Origin of the sequence: Campylobacter concisus (genome assembly GCF_902460535.1) — a bacterium.
Taxonomy (GTDB): domain Bacteria; phylum Campylobacterota; class Campylobacteria; order Campylobacterales; family Campylobacteraceae; genus Campylobacter_A; species Campylobacter_A concisus_AS.
In genome coordinates this window covers 20,216-36,391 of record NZ_CABPTV010000007.1, presented here as the reverse complement: position 1 = coordinate 36,391, position 16,176 = coordinate 20,216, and the positions used below count along the sequence as shown (strand labels likewise).

Below are 16,176 nucleotides of genomic sequence, written 5' to 3'. Positions count from 1 at the left end.
ATGCTCTCCTGCACGTGCTGCTTCTATTGCAGCATTAAGAGCTAGAAGGTTTGTTTGATCTGCTATATCTCTAATAATAGTTATTATGTTTTTAATTTCATCACTTTGTCTTATAACATCAGCTGTCTTTTGAGAGATGGCATTCATTGAGCTAGACATTTGCTCAACTGCAGCAGCACTTTCTTGTAAGCTATTTGCTTGTGTGTTTGCTGAGCTTGTTACTTTAGATACTGAGCTAGCTAGAAGTTTGGCTTTTTCTTCTAGGGTTTTAGCTTTTTCTAGGTTATAGTTTAGCATTCTAGAGATTTCTGTGCCTAGAGCATTTGTTACCTTTTCTACTTCACCATTTGCATTATCTATCCTAGAGGTAAAGTCTGATCTTCTATAGCTATCAAATACCTTTTGGATAACATTTAGATCGCTACCTACTTTTGCTTCAAGAACATCAAGCATTTTATTTAGAACATTTTTAAGTTCTACTAGTTTTGGGTTAGCTGGGTTTTCTGTGATCCTAGCTTTTAAATTTCCTTTTTCTATCTCTTTAGCTGTTGATACTGATTGATTAACAGCAGTAGCATCTTGATTAGCAGTGTCTTGTATCTTTTTGATGTTTTCGTTTATGAGTTCTGCCATAACACCGAATTCATCTTTAGTTTTTACTTCTGTGATAACTGGCTCTTTAATCTCATAGTTTAGGAATTTAAAGAATGATGTTAAAGACTCTGATATATTTGAAAGAGGTTTTAAATATCTACCAACAACAAAGATCAAAAGTGCTATAACAACTATTATAAAGATGATAGAAGATATAAACTGCGAAACAAGAGTGCTATTTAGGCTATTATCATAATCACTTATAGAGTTTGCAGAGCAAACAAGCCAGTTAGCTTTGTCATAAGATTCGCAAGCAAGAAGTCTTTCTGTGCCTCTGAGATTATAAGTAAATGTTTTATCGCCATTTTTCTTATACTCGTTTGAGTAGTCATCAAGGATCTTCATAGCTTCACTAGAGTCTGAAAGAACAAGTTCTTTAATCCTAAAATGAACGATCTTTCTATGCTCTAGATCAAATAGTGCTATCGCGCTACTTGGAGTTGGTTTTATCTTATTAAGCTCATTATCAAGCTTATCTATGCCCATATCCACGCCAAAGACACCAACGACCTTGCCATCAACAACTATCTTTTTAGCGATAGTTAAATTTAAGCCACCAGCTGAGCTTGTGTATGGAGCTGAAAAGATGATGCCCTCTTTTGCAATAGCGTCCTTGTACCAGCCTTTAACCCTCGCATCATAGTTTTTTCTCTGATCAAAAACCATAAATTTACGCTCTTTGCCATCAAGCACAGCGTTATAAACAGCACCATCAGCCGCATAACCAAAGTAAAACTCAGAAAAATCAGTAACCTGCGCTGCGTTCATCAGCACTTTTTCTAAAGCCTCTTTGTCATCCAAAATTTGCGGATGCGCCTCGATGTAACTAGCAAAATTTTGAACGGCTGCAAGCTTGTCTTCAAAAAATGCATTCATATAAAACTGCAAAACTTTTGAAGATGAAGTCTTAGACTCCTTTGCTAGATCGTAAATCCTCTCCTTGGTATTTGTGTAATTCACCGTTGAAAACACGCCAAGCGAGACAACTAAAAGCACCACAATAATGAGTGCTATCTTGTTTGCTGCTTTTTTCATAAACAAAATCCCTTTGTGTAAATTTTATGTTTATATCGGCAAAAATTTTTTATGGTTAATAGCTATTTACAATTATTGAGGTATAAAATTTCAAGCTAAATTTCATATAAAGCCTAGTTTCTAGCATCTGCTAAAACAAGTGCAAAAAGCACATCAATGCCTGCTTTTTGAAGTGTATCTCTAGCTTCTAGTATCGTTGTGCCAGTGGTTACGATGTCATCTATCAAGATAACTGGCGCAGTGATCTTTTTTAAAATTTTAAAATTTCTTGGATTGTTTTGCCTAAATTTAAGATCCTTGCCGCTGTAGCTAACACTGCTTGTCGCATGCAAGGCGTGAAAGATGGGTTTAAGGTTTTTAGCACGAAGTTCATTTGCCAAAATAGCCGTGTGCGAGTAGCCGTGATGCACTCTATCATCTACCGGCAGGGCGTAAATTTGCTCTGGGAAGCTAAAACTTTTAGCAAATTTCTTAAATGCAAATTTGGCTAAATTTTTATAGATAAAAAGTCCGTGCATGTGGTGCTTTGAGTGGATGAGCTCTTTGATCTCAGAGTAGCCGTAAAAGCTATAAATTTTAAAGCCCTCTAGCTCTCTTACTACAGGGCTTGGCTCGCTTAAAATTTGCGAGCAGGTTTTACAAAATGTTTTTAGTGTAAAGCTCTTGCAAAACGCACAAAACATCAGCTATTTAAGATAGCGATCGCAGAGCGCTTAACAGCGTCATTTATGATGTCTGTTAAGAATGGCTTAAATGCTCCGCCAGTGCGAACTAGCTCAAATTTGGTTTGGTTGTTTGAGATATTTTTGATGATGCTTTGATCGCCTTTTTGGATTTTAAGAGTGATCTTTATCTTGCCCTTTGTGTTGTCGCTGCCATATCCGCTCATATTTGCTTCAAATTCGTTTATGAAAACTTCAACCACGACGCCACCCATGCCATTTACATTTGCACCATGAGCTATGAGCTCTTTTTTAAGAGAATCGCCAAAATAGGTCGCGAGATCGTTTTGAAGCACGACGTATTCATCCACGGTACCCTTATCATCAGTTATGGTTGCAATAGTGCTTTTGTTTTTGCGACTATCATGCACCGCACTTATATAGACCTCAAAACCATTGCTTTGTTGATTTGAAACGATAGCCTTATAAGGATCAAACGCAAGCACCGTCTGAGTAGGCGCACAACCGCTCAAAAATAGGACAAAAAGTCCAAAGATAGCTAGAAATTTAAATTTACTCATATTTTTCCTTTCAAAGTTTAGTGATCTTATCAGCCACTTTTATGGCAGCTTGCTTGACTAAAAGCGCGATAAAGAAGTCAAACTGACCACTTTTTGACGCCTCAAGCTCCTCCACGTGGTGTCTAGTCGAGATAGGAATTCGTTTTTTGAAATTTATATCTGAAAGCACAAGCTCGCCGTATAGATGTCCGTTTAAAATTTCTGAGCTTCTTGAGTAAGTACCTCTAAGCTCGTCAAATCTAAAATCAAGCCTATATGTATAAGGCGATGTTTGCGTATCCACGACCACGATGCCACGCGAATTTAGCTCACGTTTTAAAAACATATAAAAGAGCACTTCAAGGCGTGGGTTTGAGTTAAAGACTACGCCGCTACCATCTTCTCTTGTGTAATAAATCGACCTTGCGCTGCTTCTAGCATCCACGATCCTATGAAAATAGACCTTCTTTAGCCCAACATTTATGTCGATCATATTTTTTTCTAAGCAGCAATTTATCGCCACGTCACTTCTATATTTGACGCCATTTATAAAGACGCCATCGCCCCTGCCCTTGCAAGCGCTGCAGTCAGCTGGGATCCTCATAACCTCTTCAAAATAAGTATTATCTTGGCTGCTTATGCTCGCACTTTGCACGCCGTCTATGCCCTCGCAAGATAGGCAAAGGCTAGCTTTTGCCACGCAGCCAGTCAGAAAGATGGCTGCAAAAACTGCTAATAATGTCGCTCTTAGCATTTCACTTCCTTTTGCTCTTTTTGTTTTTTGCGGAGATTTTTTCACGCTCTCGCCTGCGATGCCGTAGTTGTTCGTATCGATCTCATCGATAATGACAACAGTATTTTGAGCGCTTCTACCTAAAATTTCGCTTATTAGTTTTGTAACTCCGCTTATCATCTTCTCTTTTTGCTCCACACTTGGGCTATCATTCTCTTTTGTCACGCAAATTTTCACAAATGGCATAGCACTCCTTTTTGTAAATTTAGCATTTAAACCTATCAAAACAGCATAAGACAAGTCATAATGTCGTGAGATGATTTTGGATGTTGCGCATAAATTTTCGATCAAGATAGGACAAATAGTCCATCGAAGAGAGAAAATTTAAAGCTCATTCAAAGGCGCTCACGGCACGCCGCTAGTCTATTTTTAGGACCGATAAAAACGCCTCCTGCGGCAAATTCACCTTTCCTATCGCCTTCATCCGCTTCTTACCCTCTTTTTGCTTCTCAAGCAACTTCCTCTTACGAGTGATGTCGCCACCATAGCACTTGGCTGTGACGTTTTTACCCATTGATTTTACGGTTTCACGAGCGATGATCTTGTTGCCGATGCTAGCTTGTATCGCCACCTCAAAAAGCTGACGTGGCACGATCTCTTTCATCGCCTTTACAAAGTCCCTGCCCTTAGTCTGCGCCTTGCTCTCAGGCACGATGATAGAGAGCGCATCGACCGTCTCGCCGGCCACTTTTACATCAAGCTTTACCAGATCGCCCACGCGGTAGTCACTTGGCTCGTAGTCAAAGCTCGCGTAGCCTTTGGTGCTTGATTTTAGCTTGTCATAAAAGTCCATCACGATCTCATTCATCGGTATGTCATACTCAAGTAAAACGCGGTCAGTCGTGATGTAGTCCATCTTTGTTTGTATGCCACGGCGGTTGTTTAAAAGCGTGATGATGTTACCCAAAAACTCGCTTGGCGTGATGATAGTCGCTTTCACGTATGGCTCAAGGATTGAGTCTATTTTATTGACTGGTGGTAGCTGGCTTGGGTTTTGGATTTTTAAATTTAGCCCATCAGTTTGGATGACTTCATAAGTCACAGTCGGTGCTGTGGCGATGAGATCAAGGTCAAATTCACGCTCCAGCCTCTCTTTGACGACCTCCATATGAAGAAGACCTAAAAAACCAACCCTAAAGCCAAATCCAAGTGCGACCGAGGTCTCTGGCTCGTAGCTTATAGAGCTATCATTTAGCTTTAGCTTATCCAGCGCGTCACGCAGATCTTCAAATTTATCAGTTTCGATAGGATAAAGTCCCGCAAAAACAAACGGCTTAGCCCTCTCAAAGCCGCCAACTGGCTCTTTTAGGGGATTTCTTGACTGCGTTATCGTATCTCCAACTTGCACGTCGCTAACGTTTTTAAGCCCCAAAACCACGATGCCAACCTCGCCAGCTGCAAGGCTCTTTGTCTTGATCGGTGCTATAGGATTTGGATACATAAGGTCTAGCACGATATGTTTTTTGTCCGTGCCCATGACCAAAATTTCGTCATTTTTTGAAATTTCACCATCATAAACGCGCACAAGAGCAAGCGCGCCAAGGTAGTTGTCAAACCAGCTATCGTAGATTAGTGCCTTTGTAGGCTTGCTTACGTCGCCATTTGGTGCAGGGATCCTCGTGATGATCGCTTCAAGCAGCTCTTTTATACCGATACCACTTTTTGCGCTCACTTCGATAGCTCCTGAGCAGTCAAGTCCGATGATGTGCTCGATTTCGTCTTTTACCCTAGCAGGATCAGCCGCCGGCAGATCGATCTTGTTGATGACTGGGATGATCTCTAGGTTGTTTTCAAGTGCGATATAGACGTTTGCGATGGTTTGCGCCTCCACACCCTGAGAAGCATCCACGACAAGCAGCGCACCCTCGCAACTAGCCAAAGAGCGGCTCACCTCGTAGCTAAAATCAACGTGTCCTGGGGTGTCTATCAAATTTAGAACAAAATTTTGCCCATTTAGGGCGTAGTTTAGGCGGACAGACTGAGCTTTGATTGTGATGCCACGCTCTTTTTCAATATCCATCGTGTCCATGATCTGCGAGCTCATCTCACGGTCGCTAACAGCGCCACACTCCTGAATGAGGCGGTCAGCAAGCGTGCTTTTGCCGTGGTCGATGTGAGCGATAATGCTAAAGTTTCTAATGTTTTTCATGAAATCCCTAGTTAAATTTTAGGCGATTTTATAAAAAAAATCGTTAAAGTTGAGTAAAAATGAGTTTGCTAGGTCAGTAAGGTTTAAATTTAAAGCTCAAATTTAGCTCTTAAAATTTTACGCAGATCACAGAGCACAACGCAAAGCGAATATAAAAAATAGGCGTAAGCCACAAGCGGCAAAAAAATAAGAAAACCTGAAGCATAAACTAAAGCACTAAGCATGTATGTCGCAGTTGCAAGCACTGGCACATGATAAGTCCAAAGCTCTGGTTGTTCAAAAGGGGTGTCTATGGCGTTAAAATATAGAGCAAAATTTAACGCCAACAACAAAATAAATATATAATCCTTTTTCATACAAAATAGAGCGCAGATCAAGGCTACTACGAAATTTACTGCGATAAGAGAAACTATGATACTGCCCATAAAAGTGCAAAGCAAACCCATAGCCAAGACTACTAGATATTCATTTTTTATATGTAACATTAAATTTAAGCCTTTTACGTCAAATTTCACTCAAATTTTAGTGATGATGCCCAAAGTGCTCATCTTTATGCTCGCTTTTTAGCTCGCAGATGAGATCATCTTTGTGCCCAAGGCTCTCGCTCTCAAACTGAAGCGTGACATGGCCGATGCCAACGTGAGAAAGCTCGTGCTCGATGCGCTTTATCATCTTTGAAATTTCAGCCACGCTTAGCGTATCATCCACCACCACGTGGGCTATGAGCGCATTTGTGCCGGCATTTATCGCCCAGATATGCAGGTCATGCACGATTTTAACGCCATTTACGCCCTTTATAACGCCTAAAATTTCATCCGTATCAAGCTTAAGCGGCACAGCTTCGATTAGGATATTAAAGCTATCTTTTAGCAAGCTAGCACCGCTTTTTATGATGAGTAGCGATACAAAGATACTTGCGATGCTATCGGCCTGCGTGAAGTTAAATTTCATCACAAGAAGCGCCGCGACGATGGCACCAACCGAGCCAAGCGTGTCACCAAGCACGTGCAGATAAGCCCCTTTCATATTTAAATTTTCTTTCACGTCGGCACTTTTGTGCATATAAACAGCCACGACTAAATTTACCACAAGGCCCAAAATGCTAACAAATAGCATCGTTTTAGCCTCTATCTCTGGCTCGTTAAAAAGCCTAATGATCGCTTCAACTATGACAAAGATAGCAAGCGCGATAAGAGCGATAGCATTTATGAAAGCAGCGATGATCTCGACCCTTTTGTAGCCAAAGGTCTTTTGTAAATTTGCCCTTTTTTCTGCGATCTTAAAAGCGACCAGCGACAAAAAGAGAGCCGCGGCGTCTGAGAGCATGTGAAATGCGTCGCTAATAAGCGCAAGCGAGTTTGAAACGAAGCCAAAAACAGCCTCAACTATCATAAACGTGAAAATTAGTAAAAATGAATTTCTAAGAACGCTCTTGTTGTGCATCATTGTCCTTCTTTTGGGCGTCGATCCTCTTACCTATATCTTTTAAATTTGAAAATTCCTCGATGAGCTTTGGCGAGTCGTCAAGACTGATGACGAAATTCCATATATAGGTCATCACGGAGTAGATGTGGCCGGCATTTGTCTGCTGCGAGCTTAGCACCATTATCGCCACCAAAAAGAGCAGCGAAGCGCTAATGCCGATGATAAAATAGCTCATCGCCTCCCTGTTTGAGATCGCTATATGAAATTTAGAAACGACATCATAGTGCCTATTTAGCGTGCTTTTATTAAAAACACCTATCACCTTTGCCTCTTTTTCTAGGCGGTCATTTAAGCGAAGATAAAGATCGTCATTTTTCTTAACGTATCTTGGCAAAAATATAAGAAAAAAGGCCATCACTACAAAGCACGCCACAGCGACTTTTGTCTCGACAAAGATGAGCATAAACGCTGAGCCGATGATCGAAATGACCGATGTAAAAAACATAGGAAAATGCGTCTCAAAGAAATTTACAAACTCTCGCGAGAGCGCTACTCTGGCGATGATGGCGGAGTCATCTTTGGCATTTTGTTTTTCATTCATGATGACATTTACAGCAAGCTTTGCGTAGATATTTGCAAAAACTTGCGTATCCACGCGGCGTCTAACGGCTCCTACAAGCCACGCTATGAGCACAAAAAGTGCGTAAATAAGGGCATTTGACGTGTTTCCTTGCATAATTGCGTTTATCGCAAAGCCCGCAAATATCGGGTATGCTAGAAAAAGTCCGTTCTCTGCTAGCACCAAAGCAAAGGTCAAAATGAGCTTTTTGTTATGCTCGGTCGCTATGCTCTTTAGCGTTTTAAAGGCGTTATTTTGCAAATTTACTCCTAAAAATTTTGCGAATTTTAGCTCAAATTTATAAATTTTGAAAAATTTTTGTTGTAACTTTTGACATTACAACAAAAAATTATTATACTTCGCTCATCTGTTGTAAGAAAAAAGATTACAACATAAAAAAGCAAGGAGAACAAAATGAAAAATTATCAGGTTGCAAAGATCACAAACGAGCCAAGAGTTGAGCTAAAAGAGGCTTTAAATTTAACTGGCTGTGAGGTATCTATAAACGAGCTTCCAGCAAATGTGAGCGTGCCATTTGTCCATGCACATAAACAAAACGAGGAGCTTTACATCATCCTAGAAGGTGAAGGCGAGCTTTTCATCGACGGCGAAGTGATAAAAGTAAATAAAGGCGACGCGGTGCGCATAGATCCAGATGGTAAGAGGTGCTTTAAAGCTGGCAAAAACGGCATCAAAATGATCTGCATCCAGACAAAACGCGGTAGCCTAGAGCAATACACAATGAGTGACGGCGTGATAGTTGATGATGTAAAGCCAAGCTGGCTGTAAATTTAAAGAGAAAATTTAAAGGAGAAACAATAAAAATAGCAATCATAGGTGCAAACGGCAAAAGCGGTGCAAATTTAGTAAATGAGGCCCTAAAACAAGGACATGATGTCACAGCGATCGTTAGAAACAAAGAGTATAAAAACGAAAGCGTAAAGGTTGTTTAATAAAGATATTTTCGAGCTTACAAAGGCTGATCTAGCAGGCTTTGACGCGGTTATCAGCGCATTTGCAGCATGGAGCGAAGAAACCTTCCCGCTTCACAAAAAAGTGGCCGCTCACCTAGTAAATTTACTAGAAGGCACTGGTACAAGGCTCATCGTAGTTGGAGGCGCTGGTACGTTATTTGTTGATGGCAAGGGCACTAGGCTCATGGACACCCCAGACTTCCCAGCAGCATATATGGGCGTGGAAAAGGCTACAGCAGAGTCTTATTTTGAGCTAAAAGGTAGCACAAATGTGCTTTGGACTTACGTTTCGCCTGCAGGCGACTACGATGCAAATGGCGCTCGCACCGGCAAATACGTCCTTGGCGGCGATAATCTAATACTAAACTCAAAAAATGAGAGCTACATCAGCTACGCCGATCTTGCGATCGCAATCATCGATGAGCTAAAAAACAAGAAATTTATCCAAAAACGCTTCACTGCAGTCGGCGAGAGAGCGTGAGCTTAGTTTTAGCAGGCAAATTTAAACTTATGCCTGCTAAACTTAGAGGTTTAAATATGAAATTTAAGGGAGCTTATGCAAGTTGGCATTAAATTTTCAACCGCGATACACGCGCTTTTATGTGCTAAATTTTTTGAAAACGAGAAGGTTACAAGCGAATTTATAGCTGGTAGCATAAACACAAACCCAGTTATCGTTAGACGCCTGCTTAGCACTCTAAAGGCTGCAGGGCTCGTAAATGTCACAGCTGGAGTTGGTGGAGTGAGCCTAGCAAAAGAGCCAAAAGATATAAATTTACTTGAAATTTTTAACGCAGTAAATGATAAAGAAAAACTTTTTAAAATTCACTCTGACTCGCCAAAAGCCTGCCCGCTTGGTGGCAGGATAGAGGAGCTTTTAGGCGGGCACTTTTTAAGGGCACAAACTGCGCTAAAAAACGAGCTAAAAAGCGTTACTTTGCAAGACTTGCTAGACGAGCTTGCGAGATAAATTTAGGCTAGAGCTTGATCCTTTCTAGCCAAAATAAATTTAAAACTACTCCTGCATCGCGATCCATTTTTGTGCGATCCTTACGGCATTTGTCGCAGCTCCTACGCGAATCTGATCGGCACTACACCAAAGGTGAAGCACATTTGATCTAAAGTTATCAACCCTGATCCTGCCAACATAAGTCTCGTTTGTATCGCTTGAGATAGTAGGCATCGGATACTCTTTTTTAGCTGGATTATCGACTACGACGACGCTTGGAGCTTTGCTTAAAACCTCTCTTGCCGCATCTGCGCTCACGTCCTTATCAAAGTGGATAGTGATCGCCTCAGAGTGGCTTCTAAGCACTGGCACACGCACGCAAGTAGCACTCACTTCAATATCTTTATGAAGGATCTTTTGCGTTTCATTGACCATTTTCATCTCTTCTTTTGTGTAGTCGTTATCCAAAAAGACGTCGATATGCGGGATCACGTTTAGCGCTAGGCGGTGTGCAAAAACCTTTGGCTCGCACTCATCAAGCTTAAATTCAAAAAACTTTTGCATCTGCACGACAAGCTCTTCCATGCCCTCTTTGCCAGCGCCGCTTGCTGCTTGATAGGTAGAAACATCGACCCTGTTGATGCCAAAAGCGTCATTTAGTGGCTTTAAAATTTGCACCATTTGGATGGTTGAGCAGTTTGGATTAGCGATGATGCCGCGGTTTTTCCATTGCGCTATATCGCTTGGATTGCACTCTGGCACAACTAGCGGGATATTTTTATCCATCCTAAAATGGCTGGTGTTATCGATGACTACTGCACCGCTATCAGCTGCAAATTTAGCAAATTTCTCTGAAACTGAGCCACCTGCGCTAAAAAATGCGATATCGACTTCATGCTCGCTAAAAACTTTCTCTGTTAGCTCTTTTACTTTGTAGTTTTTGCCTTTAAATTCTATCTCGCTGCCGGCACTTTTGGCACTTGCAAGTGGCAAAAGCTCGCCAACTGGAAAATCAACCTCTTCCATAACTCTAAAAAGCTCTTCACCGACCGCTCCAGTAGCACCAACGACCGCCACGTTAAATTTTCTCATCTGCTCTCCTTTACCCTCTTAAATTTCATAATCTTGCGTAATTTTACTAACCAAAAACTTAAATTTATTATTATTTCTTACTTCTTGCTTGTAAAAATAGATCATTTGGTAAAATTTCATCGCCCTCGCTTAGTATCGCTGCACGCTGCACGACTGAGATAAGCTCTCTTATGTTGCCTGGATAATCATAGCTCAAAAGCTCCTCTTTGGCTGCTTTTGAGAAATTTTTAGCTTCAAAGCCATACTCTTTGCAGCATTTTTCTAAAGCATCTTGTGCGATAGGCAAAATTTCATCCTTTCGCTCGCGAAGTGGCGGGATGAAAAGTGGGATCGTATTTAGGCGGTAGAAAAGATCTTCTCTAAACCTGCCCTCTTTCATCGCAAGCTCTAAATTTGCATTTGTAGCGCAGATGATGCGAACGTCGATCTTTTCGCTCTTTGTGGCGCCAAGCCTTGTTATCTCGCGCTCTTGAAGCGCACGAAGCAATTTTGGCTGTAAATTTATAGGCATCTCGCCGATCTCATCTAAAAATAGTGTTCCGCCATTTGCCAACTCAAACTGCCCTTTTTTGGTAGTAGCTGCGTCGGTAAATGCGCCCTTTTCAAAGCCAAAAAGCTCACTTTCTATCAAATTTTCAGGGATCGCTGCCATATTTAGGGCGATAAATACCGCATCTTTTCTAGGTGAGTTTGCGTGGATAAATTTAGCAAAGACCTCCTTGCCAACGCCACTTTCGCCACTAAGCATTATTGAGGCGTCTGTTCTTGCCGCTTTTAGCGCGATATTTAGCGTTGCTTCAAGTGCCTTTGAAGTAGCTAAAAAGCCGTTATTTTCGCTTTTTTCTTCAGCTTTTTTTATGCTTTTTGGAGTTTTTTGTTTTAGCGCCTCTACCCTTTTTATCGCTTCATATAGCGTTGAGACGTCAAATGGCTTTGTTAAAAAGTCCTTTACGCCAAGCCTCACGCTCTCGATCGCCTTGTTAAGTGTCGCGTTTCCAGTCATTATAATGACGTCAAATTTGCCATTTAACTCTTTAATGAACTCAAGTCCGTCCATCTTTGGCATGTTTATGTCGGTGATTATTAGATCAGTGTCGTCGCTTAGCTTTTTTAGAGCTTCAACTGCGCTCTTATAGCTCTTGATGTTTAGCTCTTCATACTCGCCAAGTGCGATCTCAAGCGACTTTCGCATATTGATGTCATCTTCTACTATGACGATATTCATTTGATCTCTTTTTTATTGAAGTGTGCCGATGATAGCGGATTTTGGCTTAAATTCCACCATAAATCTAACTGGCAAAATTTTCAAATTTGAAGCATTTGTGACCTGTGAGTTTTTGACATTTAGCTCATTTTTTATCATTACTTTTTTTAAAGCAAAGCAGTCAAAAATTTCATCTTTGTGTAAATTTAAAAAGCCAAGAGTTGTGATATTTTCATCTTTAAAAGCATCTATCTGGCAAAGAAATTTTGGTTTTGGATTGGGCGAGAGAGTCATCGCCTTTGAAAATGAAATTTCTTCAAAAGCAACTATTTGATTTTTCGTATCGACCTTCGCCCAGAAGATAAACTCCTCCAGACAAAAGGCGAAATTTAAAAGTATCGTTAGTAAGAAAAGACTTCTCGCCACTTATCTTCGTCTATCTTAAGCTCCATATTTACCTTATAAAGCCCGTCTTTGAAATTTTCATTCACGATCCTTGCATTTTTGACAAGACCTTGAACCTTTGAAGTGATAGATGAATCATTTAGCATCGCATCTCTTACGGTGTCTTCAGCATTGATCTTTACGCCATAAAGCTTACCTGCAAGCTGAGAATAAGCATCAGCCATCGCCGCTCTTTTTGCAAGAGTGACAGACTGAGCGTATGAGAGCGAATTTAGCGGAGCTATGCCCTCACCTGTGGCTCTAAAAGTGGTCTCTCTTGGAGCGCTATCATATATCATCTTCTCTTTTTTCATCACCTCTCTAAGATCGTCTTTATCGACCTTTTGGATGACTACATTGCGGTTTGATGTGCTAGTTGGCTCGCCCATAAAGCCGTTAAATGAGCAACCGCCAAAAATAGCAATCATCAAAGCAAAAGATAAAATTTTAACCTTCATAAACAACCTTTTTTATGCTTTTATTTAAAATTTAATAGCAAAATTTATTCCAAAAGCCCCATATCTTCGCTTGGTGCTTCATCCTCATCCTCGCCATCATCTGCCTTAGGGCATCTTGCGATACTTACAACATCATCGCCATCGACATTTACGACGATCACGCCGCTTGTGTTACGTCCTGCTTTGCGGATGCTTTGCATATCAACTCTTATCATCTTGCCACTTGATGTTAGAGCCATTAAATCTTGCTCTTCATCAACCATCACAACGCCCACTAGATCGCCTGTTCTGCTTGTTAGCTTCATGCAGATGACGCCTTTGCCGCCGCGGTTTGTCAAGCGGTACTCATCAGCGGTTGTGCGCTTGCCGATACCTTTTTGAGATATGCTTAAAATTTCTTGATCGTTGCTTTCGATGACTGCTGCGCCTACGACCTCATCGCCTGGCTCTTTAAATTTAATACCAGTTACGCCGCGTGCAGTTCTTCCCATTTGGCGAACTTTGCTGATCTTAAATTTAAGACACATACCCTTTTTGGTAACTACAAACAGCATTGTCTCATCGCCTGAGTTTGCGTCCTCTTCAGCATTTGCATTGTCTTCATCGATCTCGTTTTGTATCTCTTCTATCTCAAGCACTTCGCTTTCTACGCTTAACTCATTTTCAGGGTCAGTTACTGGCATATCATCGTATGTTTGAGCGATGAGCGCAGTTACTAGCTCGTCGTTCTCATCAAGGCTTATAGCTCTTACGCCAACTGAGCGGATATTTTTAAACTCGCTTAAATTTGTGCGTTTTACGATGCCGTTTTTAGTAAAGAATGCTAGCGATTTGCTCTCGTCAAAGTCAGTCGTTGGGATGATCGCTTTTATCTTCTCGTCAGGCTGCAACTGGATCAAATTTACAACTGCTTTACCCTTTGCTGTGCGGCTTCCCTCTGGAATTTTATAGACTTTTAGCCAGTAAAGCTGTCCGCGGTCTGTCACAAACATAAGCGTATCGTGGGTATTTGAAGTAAAGAAGCTCTCGATAAAGTCATCATCGTATGTTGTGACTGCTACTTTGCCCTTGCCACCACGTTTTTGCTTCTCGTACTGCTTGCTTGGCACACGCTTGATGTAGCCGCGGTGAGTTATGGTTACGACCATATTTTCATTTGGTATGAGGTCTTCGATGTCAATATCATCGTAGTCATCAACGATCTCAGTCACTCTTGGTACTTTAAATTTATTTTTGATCTCTAAAAGCTCTTCTTTGATTAAATTTTCAAGCAATGTCTCGCTCTTTAAAATTTCATCAAGTCTTGCGATTTCAGCCATAAGCTCGGCTAGCTCAGCCTCTAGTTTTTCTCTCTCTAGGCCTGTAAGCTTGCTTAGACGCATATCAAGGATAGCGTTTGCTTGAAGCTCTGAGAGGTTAAATTTACTCATCAAGCCCTCTCTAGCAACGGCTGTATCAGCACTATTTCTAATAAGCTCGATCACCTCGTCGATGTTATCAAGTGCGATCTTTAGACCCTCTAAGATGTGGGCTCTTGCGCGCGCTTTTTCGAGCTCAAATATCGTTCTTCTAATGATAACTGTTTTTCTGTGATTTAAAAATAGCTTAAGTAGCTCGATAAGGTTAAATACCTTTGGCTCTTTGTTATTAATAGCAAGCATAATAACGCCAAAAGTGCTCTCCATCGTGGTTGATTTAAATAGGTTATTTAGCACGATGTCGCTCATAGCGTCGCGTTTTAGCTCGATAACTACGCGAATACCGTCCTTGTCAGACTCATCTCTAACCTCGCTGATGCCCTCTATCTGCTTATCTTTTACAAGCTCGGCGATCTGCTCGATAAGCCTAGCTTTGTTTGTTTGATATGGTAGCTCGTCGATGACGATCACATCTTTGTTTGGCTTTTTTTCTATGTGAGTTTTGGCTCTTAGTTTGACCCTGCCACGACCTGTGCGGTAGGCCTCTATGATGCCCTTTTTACCAAAGATGATACCGCCAGTTGGGAAGTCTGGGCCTTTTATAAATTCCATCACCTCTTCAAGTGTCGCCTCTTTGTTTTCAAGAAGTAGCAAAAGACCGTCTATTAGCTCATCAAGGCTGTGTGGCGGGATATTTGTCGCCATACCAACAGCGATACCGCTTGAGCCATTTAGTAATAAATTTGGCACACAGCTAGGCAAAACATCTGGCTCAACCTCCCTATCGTCGTAGTTTGGTACAAAATCAACCGTGTCTTTGTCGATATCTTTTAAAAGCTCTTCAGTAAGCATGGTCATTCTAGCTTCGGTATAACGCATCGCAGCCGCGCTGTCGCCATCAATCGAGCCAAAGTTTCCTTGTCCATCAACGACTGGATAGCGCATAGAAAATTTCTGAGCCATACGAACAAGTGCGTCATAAACCGCTGTGTCGCCGTGTGGATGGTACTTACCGATGACTTCACCGACGATACGAGCTGACTTCATATAAGCACTTCTGCTGCCAACGCCGAGGTTATCCATAGCGTATAAAATTCTTCTATGAACTGGCTTTAGTCCGTCTCTAGCATCAGGCAAAGCACGTCCGACGATGACGCTCATAGAGTAGTCAAGATAGCTATTTTTTATAGAATCTTCGATATCAACTGAAGCGATATCTTGAGTTAATTCAAGTAGATTGTCTTTCATTTTTATCCTTAAATTTAGCTTGTAGGATTTTAGCCAAAAATTGATAAAAACTTGCTAAGGGCAAAGCGGCCTGGGTTAAATTTAACCCTTAAGCACGCTCATAATATGTAGCTCCGTTTGAAAAACGCTTTGTATAAAGTGGGGTGTAAGGCACAAGATCAGCGTGTCCTGCGTAGAGCCTACCCTCTGGCTTAAGCATCCTATGCAGCCTCTCGACGCATTTTAGTCTAAATTCATCGTCAAAATATATCATCATATTTCTTGAAAGGACGATGTCAAATTTACCAAGATTAAACATCGCATCGTCAAAAACGTTTAAAATTTTAAACTCACACCTTGGTAAAATTTCTTTTTTGATGAAAAATTTGTCATCTTTTTTTGTAAAAAATCTCTCCTTTTGAAACTCGCTTAGCCTATGTAAGCTCCTCTCGCCATAGCTTCCCACACTACAAGCTTGTATGGCTTCTGAGTTTATGTCGATGCCAGTTAGCT

The 16,176-nt window shown here is 41.2% G+C and carries 18 protein-coding genes and 1 pseudogene; 4 read left to right on the top strand and 15 right to left on the bottom strand.

The window, feature by feature from the left end:
- The 9 genes and pseudogenes from FZ945_RS10645 to FZ945_RS06800 all read right to left on the bottom strand — a co-directional run.
- Window positions 1-297, bottom strand: a 297-nt coding sequence (locus FZ945_RS10645; RefSeq protein ID WP_410369048.1) for a methyl-accepting chemotaxis protein, incomplete at its 3' end; no start/stop codon positions are given.
- An 834-nt stretch (window positions 298-1,131) separates the two neighbouring features.
- Window positions 1,132-1,422: pseudogene (locus FZ945_RS10785) on the bottom strand (PDC sensor domain-containing protein); the annotation flags it as partial.
- 380 nt (window positions 1,423-1,802) lie between these two features.
- Window positions 1,803-2,372 carry a ComF family protein gene (locus FZ945_RS06830; RefSeq protein WP_148803480.1) on the bottom strand — a complete coding sequence of 190 codons (570 nt, stop codon included), beginning with the start codon at window positions 2,370-2,372 and terminating at the stop codon, window positions 1,803-1,805.
- The gene (locus FZ945_RS06825) at window positions 2,372-2,932 is read right to left on the bottom strand and encodes a YajG family lipoprotein (protein ID WP_148803478.1); all 561 of its coding nucleotides are present in this window, start codon (window positions 2,930-2,932) and stop codon (window positions 2,372-2,374) included. Before FZ945_RS06825 ends, FZ945_RS06830 begins: the two co-directional genes overlap by 1 nt.
- Before the next feature lie 10 nt (window positions 2,933-2,942).
- The gene (locus FZ945_RS10470; RefSeq protein ID WP_148803476.1) at window positions 2,943-3,890 is read right to left on the bottom strand and encodes a 2-hydroxymuconate tautomerase family protein; all 948 of its coding nucleotides are present in this window, start codon (window positions 3,888-3,890) and stop codon (window positions 2,943-2,945) included.
- A gap of 172 nt (window positions 3,891-4,062) precedes the next feature.
- Window positions 4,063-5,853 carry a translation elongation factor 4 gene (gene lepA / locus FZ945_RS06815; RefSeq protein ID WP_148803474.1) on the bottom strand — a complete coding sequence of 597 codons (1,791 nt, stop codon included), beginning with the start codon at window positions 5,851-5,853 and terminating at the stop codon, window positions 4,063-4,065.
- An 89-nt stretch (window positions 5,854-5,942) separates the two neighbouring features.
- Complete coding sequence (locus FZ945_RS06810) at window positions 5,943-6,338, bottom strand: transporter (protein ID WP_148803472.1); 396 nt, start codon at window positions 6,336-6,338, stop codon at window positions 5,943-5,945.
- 37 nt (window positions 6,339-6,375) lie between these two features.
- Window positions 6,376-7,296: a cation diffusion facilitator family transporter gene (locus FZ945_RS06805; RefSeq protein ID WP_148803470.1), complete on the bottom strand. Its 921-nt coding sequence runs from the start codon at window positions 7,294-7,296 to the stop codon at window positions 6,376-6,378.
- Entirely contained in the window at window positions 7,274-8,158 is an 885-nt protein-coding gene (locus tag FZ945_RS06800) for an ABC transporter six-transmembrane domain-containing protein (protein ID WP_148803468.1), read from the bottom strand. The genes FZ945_RS06805 and FZ945_RS06800 overlap by 23 nt, the downstream gene beginning before the upstream one ends.
- Before the next feature lie 153 nt (window positions 8,159-8,311).
- Between FZ945_RS06800 and FZ945_RS06795 the strand changes: the two genes are divergently transcribed.
- The 4 genes from FZ945_RS06795 (at window position 8,312) to FZ945_RS06785 (ending at window position 9,841) form a co-directional block, all read left to right on the top strand.
- Window positions 8,312-8,686, top strand: a complete 375-nt coding sequence (locus tag FZ945_RS06795) for a cupin domain-containing protein (protein ID WP_148803466.1) — start codon at window positions 8,312-8,314, stop codon at window positions 8,684-8,686.
- Entirely contained in the window at window positions 8,677-8,850 is a 174-nt protein-coding gene (locus FZ945_RS10280; protein WP_316246194.1) for an NmrA family NAD(P)-binding protein, read from the top strand. Before FZ945_RS06795 ends, FZ945_RS10280 begins: the two co-directional genes overlap by 10 nt.
- Complete coding sequence (locus FZ945_RS06790) at window positions 8,843-9,352, top strand: NAD(P)-dependent oxidoreductase (RefSeq protein ID WP_262367182.1); 510 nt, start codon at window positions 8,843-8,845, stop codon at window positions 9,350-9,352. The genes FZ945_RS10280 and FZ945_RS06790 overlap by 8 nt, the downstream gene beginning before the upstream one ends.
- A gap of 75 nt (window positions 9,353-9,427) precedes the next feature.
- Window positions 9,428-9,841, top strand: coding sequence for an Rrf2 family transcriptional regulator (locus FZ945_RS06785; protein ID WP_148803464.1), 414 nt, complete (start codon window positions 9,428-9,430; stop codon window positions 9,839-9,841).
- 45 nt (window positions 9,842-9,886) lie between these two features.
- On the opposite strand, the gene FZ945_RS06780 is transcribed toward FZ945_RS06785, so the two are convergent.
- From FZ945_RS06780 to FZ945_RS06755, 6 genes are all read right to left on the bottom strand, one after another.
- Complete coding sequence (locus FZ945_RS06780) at window positions 9,887-10,912, bottom strand: aspartate-semialdehyde dehydrogenase (RefSeq protein ID WP_148803462.1); 1,026 nt, start codon at window positions 10,910-10,912, stop codon at window positions 9,887-9,889.
- A 70-nt stretch (window positions 10,913-10,982) separates the two neighbouring features.
- The gene (locus FZ945_RS06775; protein ID WP_148803460.1) at window positions 10,983-12,137 is read right to left on the bottom strand and encodes a sigma-54-dependent transcriptional regulator; all 1,155 of its coding nucleotides are present in this window, start codon (window positions 12,135-12,137) and stop codon (window positions 10,983-10,985) included.
- Window positions 12,138-12,149: 12 nt separating this feature from the next.
- Window positions 12,150-12,542 carry a hypothetical protein gene (locus FZ945_RS06770; RefSeq protein ID WP_107929518.1) on the bottom strand — a complete coding sequence of 131 codons (393 nt, stop codon included), beginning with the start codon at window positions 12,540-12,542 and terminating at the stop codon, window positions 12,150-12,152.
- Window positions 12,518-13,018, bottom strand: a complete 501-nt coding sequence (locus FZ945_RS06765) for an LPP20 family lipoprotein (protein ID WP_002939671.1) — start codon at window positions 13,016-13,018, stop codon at window positions 12,518-12,520. Before FZ945_RS06765 ends, FZ945_RS06770 begins: the two co-directional genes overlap by 25 nt.
- A 44-nt stretch (window positions 13,019-13,062) precedes the next feature.
- Window positions 13,063-15,684: a DNA gyrase subunit A gene (gene gyrA, locus FZ945_RS06760; protein WP_148803458.1), complete on the bottom strand. Its 2,622-nt coding sequence runs from the start codon at window positions 15,682-15,684 to the stop codon at window positions 13,063-13,065.
- 88 nt (window positions 15,685-15,772) lie between these two features.
- Window positions 15,773-16,176, bottom strand: a 404-nt coding sequence (locus FZ945_RS06755) for a CheR family methyltransferase (RefSeq protein WP_148803560.1), incomplete at its 5' end; no start/stop codon positions are given.

Coding starts and splice junctions, on each gene's coding strand:
- gyrA (WP_148803458.1), bottom strand. CDS start 15,684: ATGAAAGACAATCTACTTGAATTAACTCAAGATATCGCTTCAGTTGAT.
- FZ945_RS06775 (WP_148803460.1), bottom strand. CDS start 12,137: ATGAATATCGTCATAGTAGAAGATGACATCAATATGCGAAAGTCGCTT.
- FZ945_RS06780 (WP_148803462.1), bottom strand. CDS start 10,912: ATGAGAAAATTTAACGTGGCGGTCGTTGGTGCTACTGGAGCGGTCGGT.
- lepA (WP_148803474.1), bottom strand. CDS start 5,853: ATGAAAAACATTAGAAACTTTAGCATTATCGCTCACATCGACCACGGC.
- FZ945_RS06825 (WP_148803478.1), bottom strand. CDS start 2,932: ATGAGTAAATTTAAATTTCTAGCTATCTTTGGACTTTTTGTCCTATTT.
- FZ945_RS06795 (WP_148803466.1), top strand. CDS start 8,312: ATGAAAAATTATCAGGTTGCAAAGATCACAAACGAGCCAAGAGTTGAG.
- FZ945_RS06765 (WP_002939671.1), bottom strand. CDS start 13,018: ATGAAGGTTAAAATTTTATCTTTTGCTTTGATGATTGCTATTTTTGGC.
- FZ945_RS06785 (WP_148803464.1), top strand. CDS start 9,428: ATGCAAGTTGGCATTAAATTTTCAACCGCGATACACGCGCTTTTATGT.
- FZ945_RS06805 (WP_148803470.1), bottom strand. CDS start 7,296: ATGCACAACAAGAGCGTTCTTAGAAATTCATTTTTACTAATTTTCACG.
- FZ945_RS06830 (WP_148803480.1), bottom strand. CDS start 2,372: ATGTTTTGTGCGTTTTGCAAGAGCTTTACACTAAAAACATTTTGTAAA.
- FZ945_RS06810 (WP_148803472.1), bottom strand. CDS start 6,338: ATGTTACATATAAAAAATGAATATCTAGTAGTCTTGGCTATGGGTTTG.
- FZ945_RS10470 (WP_148803476.1), bottom strand. CDS start 3,890: ATGCCATTTGTGAAAATTTGCGTGACAAAAGAGAATGATAGCCCAAGT.